A 13,168-nucleotide genomic window follows, 5' to 3' on the forward strand; every position below is an offset into this window, starting at 1 on the left:
CTTCACAAGATACCTGCGCATACTTTCAAAGATCGTGGGAAGTGGCCTCAGCGCCATTCCCGTGTGCTGCGAAGTTTCCTTCGTAGCGAGCCGCCTATTATGCCGGACTTTTCGAGTCCGTCAACACCTTTCGTTCGATCATCTCGTTCGTCGGTGGTGGCGCCCCTTGTGTCGCTGAAGCCCCTTGTTGGCGACCCCTGCGACGGGGGAGGGAAAGTATGTCCCTATTCGCGGCCTTTGTGAAGGGGGTGTGGCAACTTTTTTCATCGGATGTTGCATCCGTTCATGCAAAGGCGCCGCCACAGGCCCCGCGAACAGCGGCAGAGCGTCAGCGCCGCTCTGCAGGAGCAGAAGCAGGGGCCGGCTGCGCCGGCCCCTGCCTCCGGTCAGGCAGCGACCAGGCGCACGCGGGCGAAGGTGCGCTTGCCGACCTGCAGCAGCCCCTCGAAGCCGGGCTGCAGCACCTGTTGGCCGTCTTCCACCACTTCACCGTCCACCTTCACCGCACGCTCCTTGAGCTTGCGGTTGGCCTCGGAGTTGCTCGGGGTCAGGCCGGCGGCGGTCAGCAGGGCCGCGATGCGCAGGCCCTCGGCCGGGATGGCCACATCCTGCAGCGGCAGCTGGGTGATGTCGCCCTGCCCGGTAACGGCAGCTTCCCAGCCGGCAATCGCCTGCTCTGCCGCTGCGGCATCGTGGAACCGGGTAGCCAGTTCACGGGCCAGGCGCAGCTTGACCACGCGCGGATTCAGGCCGGCGGCGATCTGCTCGCGCAGGGAGGCCGCTTCGGCCTGGCTGATATCGAAGGACAGCAGCTCGATCCAACGCCACATCAGGGCATCATCGACCTTCATGGTCTTGGTGACGATGTCGATGGCCGGCTCGCTGATGCCGATGTAGTTGCCCAGCGACTTGGACATCTTGTTGACGCCGTCCAGGCCTTCCAGCAGCGGCATGGTCAGCACCACCTGCGGCTTCTGGCCGTGGTGTTCCTGCAGGCCACGGCCCATCAGCAGGTTGAACTTCTGGTCGGTACCGCCCAGCTCGACGTCCGCTTCCAGGGCCACCGAGTCGTAGCCCTGCACCAGCGGGTACAGGAATTCGTGGATGGCGATGGACTGCTGGGCGGCATAGCGCTTGGCGAAGTCGTCGCGCTCGAGCATGCGTGCCACGGTGTGCTGGCCGGCCAGGCGGATCATGTCGGCCGCGCTCATCTTGCCGAACCACTCCGAATTGAAGCGGACCTCGGTGCGGCTGCGGTCCAGCACCTTGAACACCTGCTCCTCGTAGGTACGGGCGTTGGCCAGCACGTCGTCGCGGCTGAGCGGCTTGCGGGTCAGGCTCTTGCCGGAGGGGTCGCCGATCATGCCGGTGAAGTCGCCGATCAGGAAAATGACCTGGTGGCCGAGGTCCTGAAACTGACGCATCTTGTTCAGCAGCACCGTGTGGCCCAGGTGCAGGTCAGGCGCGGTGGGGTCGAAGCCGGCCTTGATGCGCAGCGGGCGGCCTTCCTGCAGGCGCGCGCGCAGATCCTCGAGCTTGAGGATCTCGTCGGCACCGCGGCCGATCAGGGCAAGGGCTTCTTCAATCGAGGACACGTGACTACTCCCGGCAACGCCGTTTCTTATGTGGGGTGTTAAAGCGAAGTTAACCCGATCGGCTTCACAAAAGCCAATAGGCACAAGGGTTTGACGCGAATTTGTTAGGTGTCTATGTTACCGGCGTTTGGGCCCGCGTTCCCGGGTCAGCCAGAGACCGACATCTGATGCTCAATTCCGATCAAGGCCGCGCTCGCAAGCAGCGCTTCCAGGAACGACTCCACGTCCTGCACGACAACGCCCTGCACCGGAAGCTGAGGCAACACCTTCCCGCTGCGTTCAATGAGCGCTGGACGCGGCGTCATTGGATGCACGCCAGCCTGTTTGTGACCATTGGCGCGCTGGTGGCCACGATCGTGCCGGGCTTCTCGCACACCATCGATGCGCCCTACGCCGACAGCCACACCAGCCTGGCACTGCCGTTGCCGCCGTTGGCAATGGCACGCCAGCAGCAGATCCCCGGCGACAGCTGGCAGGTGCTGCGGGTGCAGCGCGGGCAGACCCTGAGCGACCTGTTCGACAAGGCCGGCATTTCCGCCACCACCCTGCACCGGGTGCTGGACCATCCGGGTGCGCGCGAATCGCTGACCAAGCTGCGCCCGGGTGCCGAGATCGCCTTCGACATGCCGCTGTCCGGTGACCTGCGCAGCATCCGCTTCGACCGCGATGCCGACAACCGGGTCGAACTGAGCCTGAGCGGCGATGACATCAAGGAAACGGTGACCAAGCGCGAGACATCCACGCGCACGGTGGTCACCAGCGGCGAGATCACCAGTTCGCTGTATGCGGCCGCGCGCCGCGCCGGACTGTCACCGTCGGCGATCGCGACGATGACCGACGACATCTTCAAGTACGACATCGACTTCTCCAAGGACCTGCAGCCGGGCGACCGCTTCAGCGTGGTGATGGATGAGACCTGGCGCGAGGGCGAGAAGGTCGATACCAGCAAGATCCTGGCGGCGACCTTCACCACCGGCGGCAAGACCTATTCCGGTTTCCGCTTCGACCGCAACGGCAAGTCCGAGTACTACGACATCAGCGGCCGTTCGCTGAAGAAGAGCTTCATCCGCATGCCGATCCCGTTCGCACGGCTGAGTTCGACCTTCGGCGCGCGCAAGCACCCGGTGCTGGGCAAGATGCGCATGCACAAGGGCGTGGACTACGCCGCGCGCACCGGTACCCCGATCATGGCCGCCGGCGATGCGCGGGTGCAGTTCGTCGGCGTGCAGCGCGGTTATGGCAACGTGGTGATCCTCGACCACGGCCGTGGCCACACCACCCTGTACGGCCATATGTCGCGCTTTGCCGGGATCAAGAATGGCCAGCGCGTGGCCCAGGGCACGGTGATCGGCTACGTCGGCTCGACCGGCCTGGCGACCGGCCCGCACCTGCACTACGAATTCCGCGTCAATGGCGAGCACCGCAACCCGCTGACGGTGACCATGCCGCCGCCGGAGCCGCTGAAGGGCGCCGAGCTGGTGGCCTTCCGGGCGCAGACCGCGCCGGCGATGGCCCGCATCCAGGGCATGGAGAAGCTGATCTACGCCGACGCCAGCCCCGCGCCGGCCGCCGAAAGCGCGAGCACCGAGGTGGCCAGCGCCAAGGACAAGGCGCCGGCAGGCCGCAAGCGCGGCTGAGCCCTGCGTTGACGAAGGAGGACACGGCAGCACAAGCTTGCCGTGTCCTTTTTTTATGCCCGCCATGAACACCACTGCCGATCCGTCCCTTCCCCTCTACCTGGGCCTGATGTCGGGCACCAGCGCTGACGGCATCGATGCCGCGCTGGTGCAGTTCCCGGCCGATGGGGGGTGCCGCTTCGTGCACGGGCTGACCGCCCGCTGGGAGCCGGTGCTGCGGGCGCGGCTGGTGGCCCTCGGCGAAGGCGGCCCGCTGCAGTCGCTGGAGGAACTGGGCGAACTGGACGCGCGGATTGCGATCAGCTTCGCCGCCGCCGCCAACCAGCTGCTGGAAGAAGCCGGTGTCGACCGTTCGCAGGTACGAGCCATCGGCTCGCACGGGCAGACGGTGCGCCATCGACCGTTGGCCGACCCGGCCTTCACCGTGCAGCTGGGCGACGGCAACCGCATCGCCGAGCTGACCGGCATCACCACCGTGTGCGATTTCCGCCGCCGTGACGTTGCCGCCGGCGGCCATGGCGCGCCGCTGATGCCGGCTTTCCACCTGGACATGCTGGGTGCGGCCGATGAGGACCGTGCGGTGCTGAACCTGGGCGGGATCGCCAACCTGACCCTGATCCCACGCGAAGGCGTCGTGCGTGGCTTCGATACCGGCCCGGCCAACGCGCTGATGGATGCCTGGTGCCAACGCCATACCGGGCGCAGCTTCGATGCTGACGGCGCCTACGCAGCCAGCGGTGCGGTGGATGACAGCCTGCTGGCCGGCTGGCGCGCGGACCCGTGGTTCGCGCTGCCGCCGCCCAAGAGCACCGGGCGCGAGCAGTTCCACCTGCCGTGGGCCGAAGCACACATGGAGGAAGGCCAGTTCGCCGCAGCCGATGTGCAGGCGACACTGCTGGAGCTGACCGCGGCGACAGTGGTTGATGCACTGCTGGCCCAGCAGCCGCACACCCGGCGGGTGCTGGTGTGCGGCGGTGGCGTGCGCAATACGCAGTTGATGCGGCGGCTGGCGGCGCGGTTGCCGGGCGTGGTGGTGGAGTCCACGGCGCTGCACGGACTGGACCCGGAGTATGTGGAGGCAATGGGGTTTGCCTGGCTGGCGCAGCGGACGATGGACGGGCTGCCGGGCAACCTGCCGAGCGTGACCGGGGCGACGGGGCCGCGGATTCTCGGGGCGATTCATCCGGCGTGAGGTGACGCCATCCGCCGGGCATGGCCCGGCGCTACCCGTCGGCGGCGCGCGGTAGCGCCGGGCCATGCCCGGCGACCCGACATCAGATCAATCGAAGCCCTGGCCGGCCGGCAGCGCCTGCAGTGCGGCGATCGCGTCGGAAAGCGCGTCGACTTCGGGATCGCCGAAGCCCGAGCGGACCTCCAGTTCACTGCTGAACAGGCCCTGCTCCAGCAGGACCGCGCAGGTCTGTTCGTGGGTCCAGCCACGGGCCACCGAGACCCGTTTGATGCGTTCCAGCAGCAGCGGGTCCAGGTCCCGCAGCACTACGTCGGCCATGCTCACTTCCCCGTTCGCAAGGCACCGCCCCCTCGGCGCGTCGGGGCGATCATCCCGCAGTAAGCGCACACAGGCAATCAGGCGGCGGGGGACGGCCCACGATCAACGATGCGTGGCCACAGCCAGGCCAGCAGCAGCATGGTGGGCACCACCGTGACGGCGCTGAGCATGAAGAAGGTGCTGTACGAGGTGGCCTCCACGATGTAACCGGAAACGCCGCCGACGAACTTGCCCGGCAGGTTGGCCAGCGATACCAGCAGGGCATACTGGGTTGCGGTGAAGTTGCGATCGGTCAGCGAAGACATGAAAGCCACCAGCACCGTGCCGGCAAAGCCCTGGAACAGGTTGTCGGCGCTGAGCGCGGCGTAGAACGCCCACAACTGCCCCGGATTGTGCGCCATCAGCAGGAACGCCAGGTTCGACAGGGCCACGCCCAGCGCCGCGACAAGCAGCATCCGGCGGAAACCGAAGGCGGCGACGGCGATACCGCCAAGGAACGCCCCACCAATACCCATCCACACGCCGAACAGCTTGGAAACCGTAGCGATGTCGGCCTTGTCGAAGCCCGAATCGAGATAGAAGGGTCCGGCCATCACGCCGATGACCTGGTCGGGAAACTTGAAGAACCCGACGAACGCCAGCAGCGCCAGCGCCAGTGCCATGCCGTTGCGGGTGAAGAAGCTGGTGATCGGCTGTACGAACGCTTCGGCAATGTCGATGCGGCGCTGCACGGCGTTGGCCGGGCGCTCCGGTTCGCGGCAGAACAGCGTGGTGATGATCGGCAGGATCATCAGTGCGGCCATGGCCAGATAGGCAATGATCCAGCCTTCGAACTGTGCCAGGTACAAGGCGCCGGCACCGGCCAGGATCAGGCCGATGCGATAGCCCAGCGTGTACGTGGCGGCCAACGCGGCCTGCGCGGTCTGCGGCGCGATCTCGATGCGGTAGGCGTCGACCACTGAATCCTGGGTGGCACCTGCAAACGATGCCACCAGTACCCAGGCCACCAGCGGCCACACGCCCTGCTCTGGCCGCACGAACGCCAGTGCCACCAGGCCCACCAGTACCAGGGTCTGCGAGACCAGCAGCCACGAGCGGCGGCGACCGAGGAACCCCAGCAACGGAAACGCGTAGCGATCCAGCAGGGGTGCCCAGACGAACTTGAGCAGGTAGAAGAAGCTGGCCAGGCTGATCAGGCCGATGCTGCCCAGATCGAGGCCGACATCGCGCAGACGGGTGGACAGGGTCTGCGAGGCGATCAGCAGGAACGGCAGGCCACTACCGAAGCCCAGCAGGGCCATGGTCAGCGCCGAGGGCGTACCGAACGCACGCTTGATGCCGGCCCAGCCCTTGTAACCGGCAGGCTTGGCAGCCTCGGTCACAGGTCGTAGTCCACGATGAACGGCGCGTGGTCGGAGAAGCGCTGGTCGCGATAGATCGAGCAGCTGCGCAGGCGGTCACGCAGGCCCGGGGTGATGAACTGGTAGTCGATGCGCCAACCCACGTTGTTGGCGCGGGCGGCGCCACGGTTGCTCCACCAGGTGTAGTCCTCGCCGGTCGGGTTGAGCAGGCGGTAGGCATCGGCCCAGCCGCGACCTGCGCCCACATCGGTGGCCTGGCCATGGTCGGCACACAGGGCATTGAGCCAGTCGCGTTCCTCGGGCAGGCAGCCGGAGTTCTTCTGGTTGGACTTCCAGTTCTTGATGTCCAGCGCCGAGCGGACGATGTTCCAGTCGCCACACAGCACGTAGTCGCGGCCGCTGCGCGCCCATTCCTCGAGGATCGGCCGCAGCCACTCCATCACGTCAAACTTGAAGCCCTGGCGCAGGTCGCCCGAACTGCCGGACGGAATATAGAAGGAGACCACGCTGAGGTTGCCGAAGCGGGCCTCGATGTAGCGGCCTTCGTCGTCGAACGGGGCCCAGCCCAGCGAGGTGATGACCTGGTCCGGTTCGCGCTTGCTGTAGATCGCCACGCCGCTGTAGCCCTTCTTGGTGATGGCATCGCGGTAGAAGCAATGGTGGCCGTCCGGGCGGAACATCGGGTCGGTCAGCTGGTCTTCCTGGGCCTTGGTCTCCTGGATGCAGAGGACGTCGGCGTCCTGGCCACGGAACCAGTCGAGGAAGCCCTTGGTGGCGGCCGAGCGGATGCCATTGGCGTTGAAGCTGATGATGCGCATGCGGAAGAACCTACGGCGGGAAACCGGGCAAGCATACCGGTTGCCTGCCGGGCTGAGCAGCCCGCGGGGGCAGCTGCGGATACCTGCGTGAAGGGGCCGGACGAGCGCAGAAAGCCCAGCTGGATTAGGATTTGCGCTCCAAATGAAGATGAATCGAGTTTTGATGAGCGACCACCGTCACCGTTTCCTGCAGCTGGCCCTGACCGCCGACGCCCTGCGCTTCGGCCAGTTCACCCTCAAGTCCGGCCGGCTGAGCCCCTATTTCTTCAACGCCGGCCGTTTCGACTCCGGTTCCCTGCTGTCGCAGCTGGGTGCGTGCTATTCCGACGCCATCGACGCCACCGGGATCAAGTACGACGTGGTGTTCGGCCCGGCCTACAAGGGCATTCCGCTGGCCACCGCAATGGCCTGCGAGCTGGCCCAGCGTGGCCGCGACCTGCCGCTGTCGTTCAACCGCAAGGAAGTGAAGGACCATGGTGAAGGCGGCCAGTTGATCGGCGCCGACATGACCGGCAAGCGCGTGCTGATCGTCGACGACGTGATCACCGCCGGCACCGCCATCCGCGAGGCGCTGGCGATCATCCGCGCTGCGGGCGGTATTCCGGCCGGCATCGTGGTCGCCCTGGACCGCCAGGAGATCGCCTCGGACAGCGACCATCGCTCCGCCGCACAGGCCGTGGCCGAAGAAGCCGGCATCCCGGTGATCGCCGTGGCGACGCTGGCCGACCTGCTTGATTTCGCGTCCGGAAATCCGGAACTTGTGGGCTACCGGCAGCCGCTGGAGGCCTATCGCGCCCAGTACGGCGTCCGTTCCACGCGCTGACCAACAGGGGGAAGGTCGCATGTTCCGAGTTCCTGCCATCGTCGCCGCCAGCCTGCTGCTGGTGATGCCGCAGACGCTGCTGGCACAGTCCAGCGGCAAGGCCGCAGACAAGAAGCTGTACTGCTGGAACGAGGGCAAGGAGCGGATCTGCAGCGACGCGCTGCCGGCCGATGCGGTCAACCACGCCCGCGATGAGTTCAGCGCCAACAGCGGCCTGCGCAACGCGCAGGTGCAGCGCGCGTTGAGCGATGAGGAACGCGCTGCCGCCAGCACGGCGGCGGCGCAGGTCCAGCTGGACCAGATGGCCGAGCAGACCCGGCAGCGTACCGAACAGGCGATGCTGACCACCTACGGTGATGAGAATGCGCTGCGACGCGTGTTCGCCGAGCGCCAGGAGGTGCTCGACAACAACCTCAAGACCGCCCAGTACAACGTGGCCAGCCTGCGCGAATCGCTGGTGGCCCTGCTTGCTGCCGCCGGCGACCGCGAACTGGCCGGCGGCAAGGTGGCCGACAAGCAGGCCCAGGCGATCGGCCAGCGCCATGCGCAGCTGCAGTCGCAGCAACGGCTGCTGGCCAGTTTCGAACAGCAGCAGCAGGCATTGAAGGTCGAAATCGAAAGCAGCCTGCAGCGCTATCGGCAGCTGAAGGGATTGGCGCCGGTGGACGTGCCGGCACAGACCCCGGCGGGTTGAGCGGCGCGCTGCTCGCCCGGCATGGCCCGGCGCTGCCGCTTGCCGGGTTACGGCCTGGACCCTGAAATTTATGCACTCTTTACGCGTCGGCCCTGTCCGGCGCGTAGTGCGTTTATGGGGGCGGGGACGACGATGACGGCCTGAGGTGGAGGGGTTCCACCAGGTCTCAAATTCCATGTCCCCCTGGCTGTCGTTGCTGTGTGGCGTGCTGGTGCTGGTTGCCGCCGCCTATCTTCTTTATGTCGTGCTGCGGCCCGAGTCGTTCTGAGCGGAGCCTGCCATGACTGAAATTCTTGCCATTCTTGCCGCCAGCCTGGTGCTGGCCTGGCCCCTGGGCCTGTACCTCGCCCGGGTGATGCGCGGCACGCCGATGAAGGTCGACGTGCTGTTCCACTGGATCGAAAAGCCGCTGTACAAGGTGCTCGGCGTTGATCCTTCACGTTCGATGTCCTGGCGGGGCTACGTGCTGGCATTCGTGCTCAGCAACGTGGTGATCGCGGTGCTGACCCAGGCCGTGTTCATGACCCAGGCGTGGTTGCCGTTGAATCCGGACCAGATCCCGAACATGCGCTGGGACACGGCGCTGCACACGATGATCTCGTTCCTGACCAACACCAACCAGCAGCACTACTCCGGCCAGGCCCAGCTGTCCTACTTCTCGCAGATGACCGGTATCACCGGTCTGCAGGTGGTGACGCCGATGATGGGCCTGGCGCTGGCCGTGGCCACGTTGCGTGCATTGTTCTCGCGCGCGCCGAAATCGGTTACTGCGCCCGCCGCGGGCGATGACCGCCAGGTGGCGGTGGGCAATTACTACGCCGACGTCGTGCGCCTGTGCGTGCGCTTCCTGCTGCCGCTGTGCCTGGTATGGACGCTGCTGCTGACCAGCCAGGGCGTGCCCTCCACGATGGCCGGTGGCCCGCAGGCCACGCCGATCGATGCCAGTGCCGGCATGGCGCAGCAGAAGCTGCCGCTGGGCCCGGTTGCGGCGATGGTCGCGGCCAAACAGCTGGGCGCCAACGGCGGCGGCTGGTATGGCCCGAACAGCAGCTTCCCGCTGGAGAACCCGACCCCGGTGTCGAACATGCTGGAGGTGATCGGCATCCTGCTGGTGCCGATGGCGGTGATCTTCATGATCGGCGCGTTCACCGGGCGCCGTCGTTTCGGCGCGCTGGTGTTCAGCTGCATGCTCGGCATGTCGCTGCTGTCCACCGGTGCGATGGTATGGAGCGAGGGCCATAGCGCCAGCGCGGCCACGCCGCTGCTGATGGAAGGCAAGGAAGTACGCTTCGGCGCCGATGGCACCGCGCTGTGGGCGGCGGTGACCACCCAGGTCTCCAACGGTTCGGTCAACGGCATGCACGATTCGCTGAGCCCGCTGTCTGGCGGCCTGGCGATGGTCAACATGCTGGTCAGCGCGATCTGGGGCGGCATCGGCTGCGGCCTGCAGCAGTTCATCGTGTACCTGCTGCTGGGTGTGTTCCTGGCCGGGCTGATGACCGGCCGTACACCGGAACTGTTCGGCCGCAAGCTGGAAACGCCGCAGGTGCGCCTGCTGGCACTGCTGGTGCTGCTGCAGCCGATCACCCTGCTGCTGTTCACCGCGATCACGCTGGCCGTGCCGGGTCTGGCGGGCACCTCCAATCCCGGCTTCCATGGCATAAGCCAAGTGTTCTACGAGTACGTCTCGGCCTACGCCAACAACGGCTCGGGCTTCGAGGGACTGGGTGACGCCACGCCCTGGTGGAACCTGAGCTGCTCGCTGGTGCTGCTGCTGGGCCGCTTCCCGCTGCTGATCATCCCGCTGGTGGTGGCCGCACAGCTGGCCGCCAAGCGGCAGGCCCCTGAATCGGCCGGCAGCCTGCAGATCGAAACCCCGACGTTCGCCCTGACCCTGGTCTCGGTGATCGTCATCCTGACCGTGCTGCAGTTCATGCCGGCGCTGGTACTCGGCCCGATCGCCGACCACCTGAGCCTGGGACTGCACTGAGGACACCCCATGAGTAGTCACGCAACCGCAAACCGTTCCTCTTCCGTGGCTTCCCGCCCGGCCCTGCTCGATGCCGCCGGCCTGCGCCGCGCGCTCATCGAGGCCGTACGCAAGCTGTCGCCGATGCATCTGGTGCGCAGCCCGGTGATGGCGGTGGTGATGGCCGGCACGATCGTCGCCGCGATCATCACCCTGACCGGCAATGCACCACTGGGCTTCGGCCTGGCGGTGACCGCGATCCTGCTGGTCACCGTGCTGTTCGGCAATTTCGCCGAGGCCGTGGCCGAAGCACGTGGCCGTGGCCAGGCCGCCTCGCTGCGCCGCGCCCGCCAGGACCTGGTGGCGCGTCGTCTGGCGTCGGCGCAGGCCGGTGCCAGCGAGACCCAGGTGCCCGCCGCGGAACTGCGCCCCGGTGATCATGTGATCGTCAGTGCCGGCGAGCTGGTGCCGGCCGACGGCGAGATCGTGCAGGGCCTGGCCACCATCAACGAAGCGGCGGTGACCGGCGAGTCGGCACCGGTGCTGCGCGAGGCGGGTACTGATCGCTCCGGCGTGATCGGCGGCACCAAGGTGCTGTCCGACCAGATCGTCGTACGCATCACTGCCGAGCCGGGACACAGCTTCCTGGACCGCATGATCGCGCTGGTGGAAGGCGCCAACCGTCAGAAGACCCCGAATGAAATCGCGCTGACCCTGCTGCTGGCGGCGATGACGCTGACCTTCCTGGTGGTGGTGGCGACGCTGCCGGCGATCGGTGCGTCGGTGGGCGTCAAGGTGGATCCGCTGCTGCTGATCGCGCTGCTGGTGTGCCTGATCCCGACCACCATCGGTGGCCTGCTGCCGGCCATCGGCATCGCCGGCATGAACCGCGCGCTGGCGGCCAACGTGCTGGCCAAGTCGGGCAAGGCGGTGGAAGTGGCCGGTGACGTCGACGTGCTGCTGCTCGACAAGACCGGCACCATCACCTACGGCGACCGCCAGGCCAGCCACTTCCACGCACTGGCCGGAATCGACGCCGACCAGCTGCGTGAGGCGGCGCTGCTGTCATCGCTGGCCGACCCGACCCCGGAAGGCAAGTCGATCGTGCGCCTGGCCCGCGAACAGGGCTGCACCACCGCCGAGCCGGACCAGGCCGACTACCTGGCCTTCAGTGCGCAGACCCGCATGTCCGGTGTCGACCTGGTGCACGGCCGGCAGATCCGCAAGGGCGCTGCCGATGCGATCCGTGCCCATGTGCAGGCGCTCGGCGGCACCGTACCGGCCGAACTGGCCGGGCGCGTGGACCAGGTCGCGCGCAACGGTGCCACGCCGCTGGTGGTGGCCGAGGGTCGCCATGTGCTGGGCGTGATCGAGCTGTCGGACGTGGTCAAGCACGGCATGCGCGAGAAGTTCGCACAGCTGCGGGCGATGGGCATCCGCACGGTGATGATCACCGGTGACAACCCGCTGACGGCTGCTGCGATCGCCGCCGAAGCCGGTGTGGATGACTACATCGCCGAGGCACGGCCCGAGGACAAGCTGGCCCGCATCCGTGCCGAGCAGGCCGGTGGCCGCCTGGTGGCGATGGTCGGCGACGGTACCAACGATGCGCCGGCGCTGGCCCAGGCCGACATCGGCCTGGCGATGAATTCGGGCACGCAGGCGGCCAAGGAAGCCGGCAACATGGTCGATCTGGATTCGGATCCGGCCAAGCTGCTGGCGGTGGTGGAGGTGGGCAAGCAGCAGCTGATCACCCGCGGCGCGCTGACCACGTTCTCGCTGGCCAACGATGTGTCCAAGTACTTCGCGATCCTGCCGGCGTTGTTTGCCGCCACCGTGCCTGCGATGGCCGCGCTGAACGTGATGCAGCTGTCGAGCCCGCGCAACGCGGTGCTGGCGGCGCTGATCTTCAATGCCCTGGTGATTCCCGCCCTGATCCCGCTGGCGTTGCGCGGTGTGCGCTTCCGCCCGGCCACCGCAACGGCGCTGCTGCGCCGGAACATGCTGGTGTACGGCCTGGGTGGCGTGCTGCTGCCGTTCGCGGCGATCAAATTGATCGACCTCCTTCTTGTCCTGGTATTCGGCGCATGAACCGTTCTGACTCCCCTTCCCTTTCCCGCGAGCTGAAGCGCGAGGCGCGCGTGGCCACGCTGCAGGATGGCGCCAGCTGGCGCCCGGCCATCGGCCTGGGCGTGGCCACCCTGCTGCTGGCCGGTGCGGTCTACGCCGGCATCGCCACCGGTTTTGCCGGCCTGTCCTTCCCGGCGCAGGCCGAAGGCAGCCTGCTGCGCGATGGCAGCGGCCAGGTGCGTGCGTCGGCATGGCTGTCGCAGCCGTTCACCGGCGATGGCTACTTCCAGGCGCGACCGTCGGCCGCCAACTACGACCCGATGGCGGCGGCCGGCTCCAACCTGGCCCGCAGCAACCCGGCGCTGGCCGAGCGTGTGGCGGCGAGCACCGCAGCAGTGGCCGCGCGCGAAGGCGTAACGCCCGCGCAGGTGCCTGCCGATCTGGTCACCCAGTCCGGCGGCGGGCTGGATCCGCAGTTGTCGCCGGCGGCAGCGCAGCTGCAGGTGGCCCGGGTGGCGCGTGCGCGTGGCCTGCCCGTCGAGCAGGTGCAGGCACTGGTGAAGGCCAACACGCAGGGCCGGCAATGGGGCGTATTCGGCCAGCCACGGGTGAACGTGGTGACGCTGAACTTCGCACTGGACCACGCGGCACGCGCGCCGTGATGCAGGGCTGCACCCGCTGCGCGCACAAT

Annotated in this window: 12 protein-coding genes; 8 read left to right on the forward strand and 4 right to left on the reverse strand. The window is 67.3% G+C overall.

What is annotated here, in order from left to right; translation table 11 throughout:
• Positions 1 to 386: 386 nt before the first annotated feature.
• Entirely contained in the window at positions 387 to 1,595 is a 1,209-nt protein-coding gene (tyrS, locus tag M2299_RS05325; RefSeq protein ID WP_032977018.1) for a tyrosine--tRNA ligase, read from the reverse strand.
• Between the two features lie 167 nt (positions 1,596 to 1,762).
• Between tyrS and M2299_RS05330 the strand changes: the two genes are divergently transcribed.
• Both M2299_RS05330 and M2299_RS05335 read left to right on the forward strand, forming a co-directional pair.
• Entirely contained in the window at positions 1,763 to 3,232 is a 1,470-nt protein-coding gene (locus M2299_RS05330; protein WP_025879426.1) for a peptidoglycan DD-metalloendopeptidase family protein, read from the forward strand.
• A gap of 64 nt (positions 3,233 to 3,296) precedes the next feature.
• Positions 3,297 to 4,424 (forward strand): anhydro-N-acetylmuramic acid kinase, encoded by a 1,128-nt coding sequence (locus M2299_RS05335; RefSeq protein ID WP_080277682.1) that lies wholly within the window; start codon positions 3,297 to 3,299, stop codon positions 4,422 to 4,424.
• 87 nt (positions 4,425 to 4,511) lie between these two features.
• Here the strand turns inward: M2299_RS05335 and M2299_RS05340 are convergent, their stop codons facing one another.
• The 3 genes from M2299_RS05340 to M2299_RS05350 form a co-directional block, all read right to left on the reverse strand.
• A complete protein-coding gene (locus M2299_RS05340) occupies positions 4,512 to 4,742 on the reverse strand; it encodes a hypothetical protein (RefSeq protein WP_025879428.1) in 231 nt (76 codons plus the stop codon).
• Positions 4,743 to 4,819: 77 nt separating this feature from the next.
• Positions 4,820 to 6,124: an MFS transporter gene (locus M2299_RS05345; protein WP_280884009.1), complete on the reverse strand. Its 1,305-nt coding sequence runs from the start codon at positions 6,122 to 6,124 to the stop codon at positions 4,820 to 4,822.
• A complete protein-coding gene (locus tag M2299_RS05350) occupies positions 6,121 to 6,921 on the reverse strand; it encodes an exodeoxyribonuclease III (RefSeq protein ID WP_280884010.1) in 801 nt (266 codons plus the stop codon). The genes M2299_RS05345 and M2299_RS05350 overlap by 4 nt, the downstream gene beginning before the upstream one ends.
• A 163-nt stretch (positions 6,922 to 7,084) precedes the next feature.
• Between M2299_RS05350 and pyrE the strand changes: the two genes are divergently transcribed.
• From pyrE to kdpC, 6 genes are all read left to right on the forward strand, one after another.
• Positions 7,085 to 7,744, forward strand: coding sequence for an orotate phosphoribosyltransferase (pyrE, locus tag M2299_RS05355; protein WP_025879424.1), 660 nt, complete (start codon positions 7,085 to 7,087; stop codon positions 7,742 to 7,744).
• A gap of 19 nt (positions 7,745 to 7,763) precedes the next feature.
• Positions 7,764 to 8,438, forward strand: coding sequence for a hypothetical protein (locus tag M2299_RS05360; protein ID WP_025879423.1), 675 nt, complete (start codon positions 7,764 to 7,766; stop codon positions 8,436 to 8,438).
• Between the two features lie 175 nt (positions 8,439 to 8,613).
• Positions 8,614 to 8,706 (forward strand): potassium-transporting ATPase subunit F, encoded by a 93-nt coding sequence (locus M2299_RS05365; protein ID WP_005407770.1) that lies wholly within the window; start codon positions 8,614 to 8,616, stop codon positions 8,704 to 8,706.
• A gap of 12 nt (positions 8,707 to 8,718) precedes the next feature.
• Positions 8,719 to 10,428 carry a potassium-transporting ATPase subunit KdpA gene (gene kdpA, locus M2299_RS05370; RefSeq protein ID WP_025879422.1) on the forward strand — a complete coding sequence of 570 codons (1,710 nt, stop codon included), beginning with the start codon at positions 8,719 to 8,721 and terminating at the stop codon, positions 10,426 to 10,428.
• A gap of 9 nt (positions 10,429 to 10,437) precedes the next feature.
• On the forward strand, positions 10,438 to 12,498 hold the full coding sequence (kdpB, locus tag M2299_RS05375) for a potassium-transporting ATPase subunit KdpB (RefSeq protein WP_033832832.1): 2,061 nt from the start codon (positions 10,438 to 10,440) through the stop codon (positions 12,496 to 12,498).
• Entirely contained in the window at positions 12,495 to 13,139 is a 645-nt protein-coding gene (kdpC, locus tag M2299_RS05380; RefSeq protein ID WP_025879420.1) for a potassium-transporting ATPase subunit KdpC, read from the forward strand. Before kdpB ends, kdpC begins: the two co-directional genes overlap by 4 nt.
• Positions 13,140 to 13,168: the final 29 nt, after the last annotated feature.

The sequence above is a fragment of the Stenotrophomonas sp. 1278 genome (assembly GCF_029892765.1).
GTDB classification, from domain to species: domain Bacteria; phylum Pseudomonadota; class Gammaproteobacteria; order Xanthomonadales; family Xanthomonadaceae; genus Stenotrophomonas; species Stenotrophomonas indicatrix.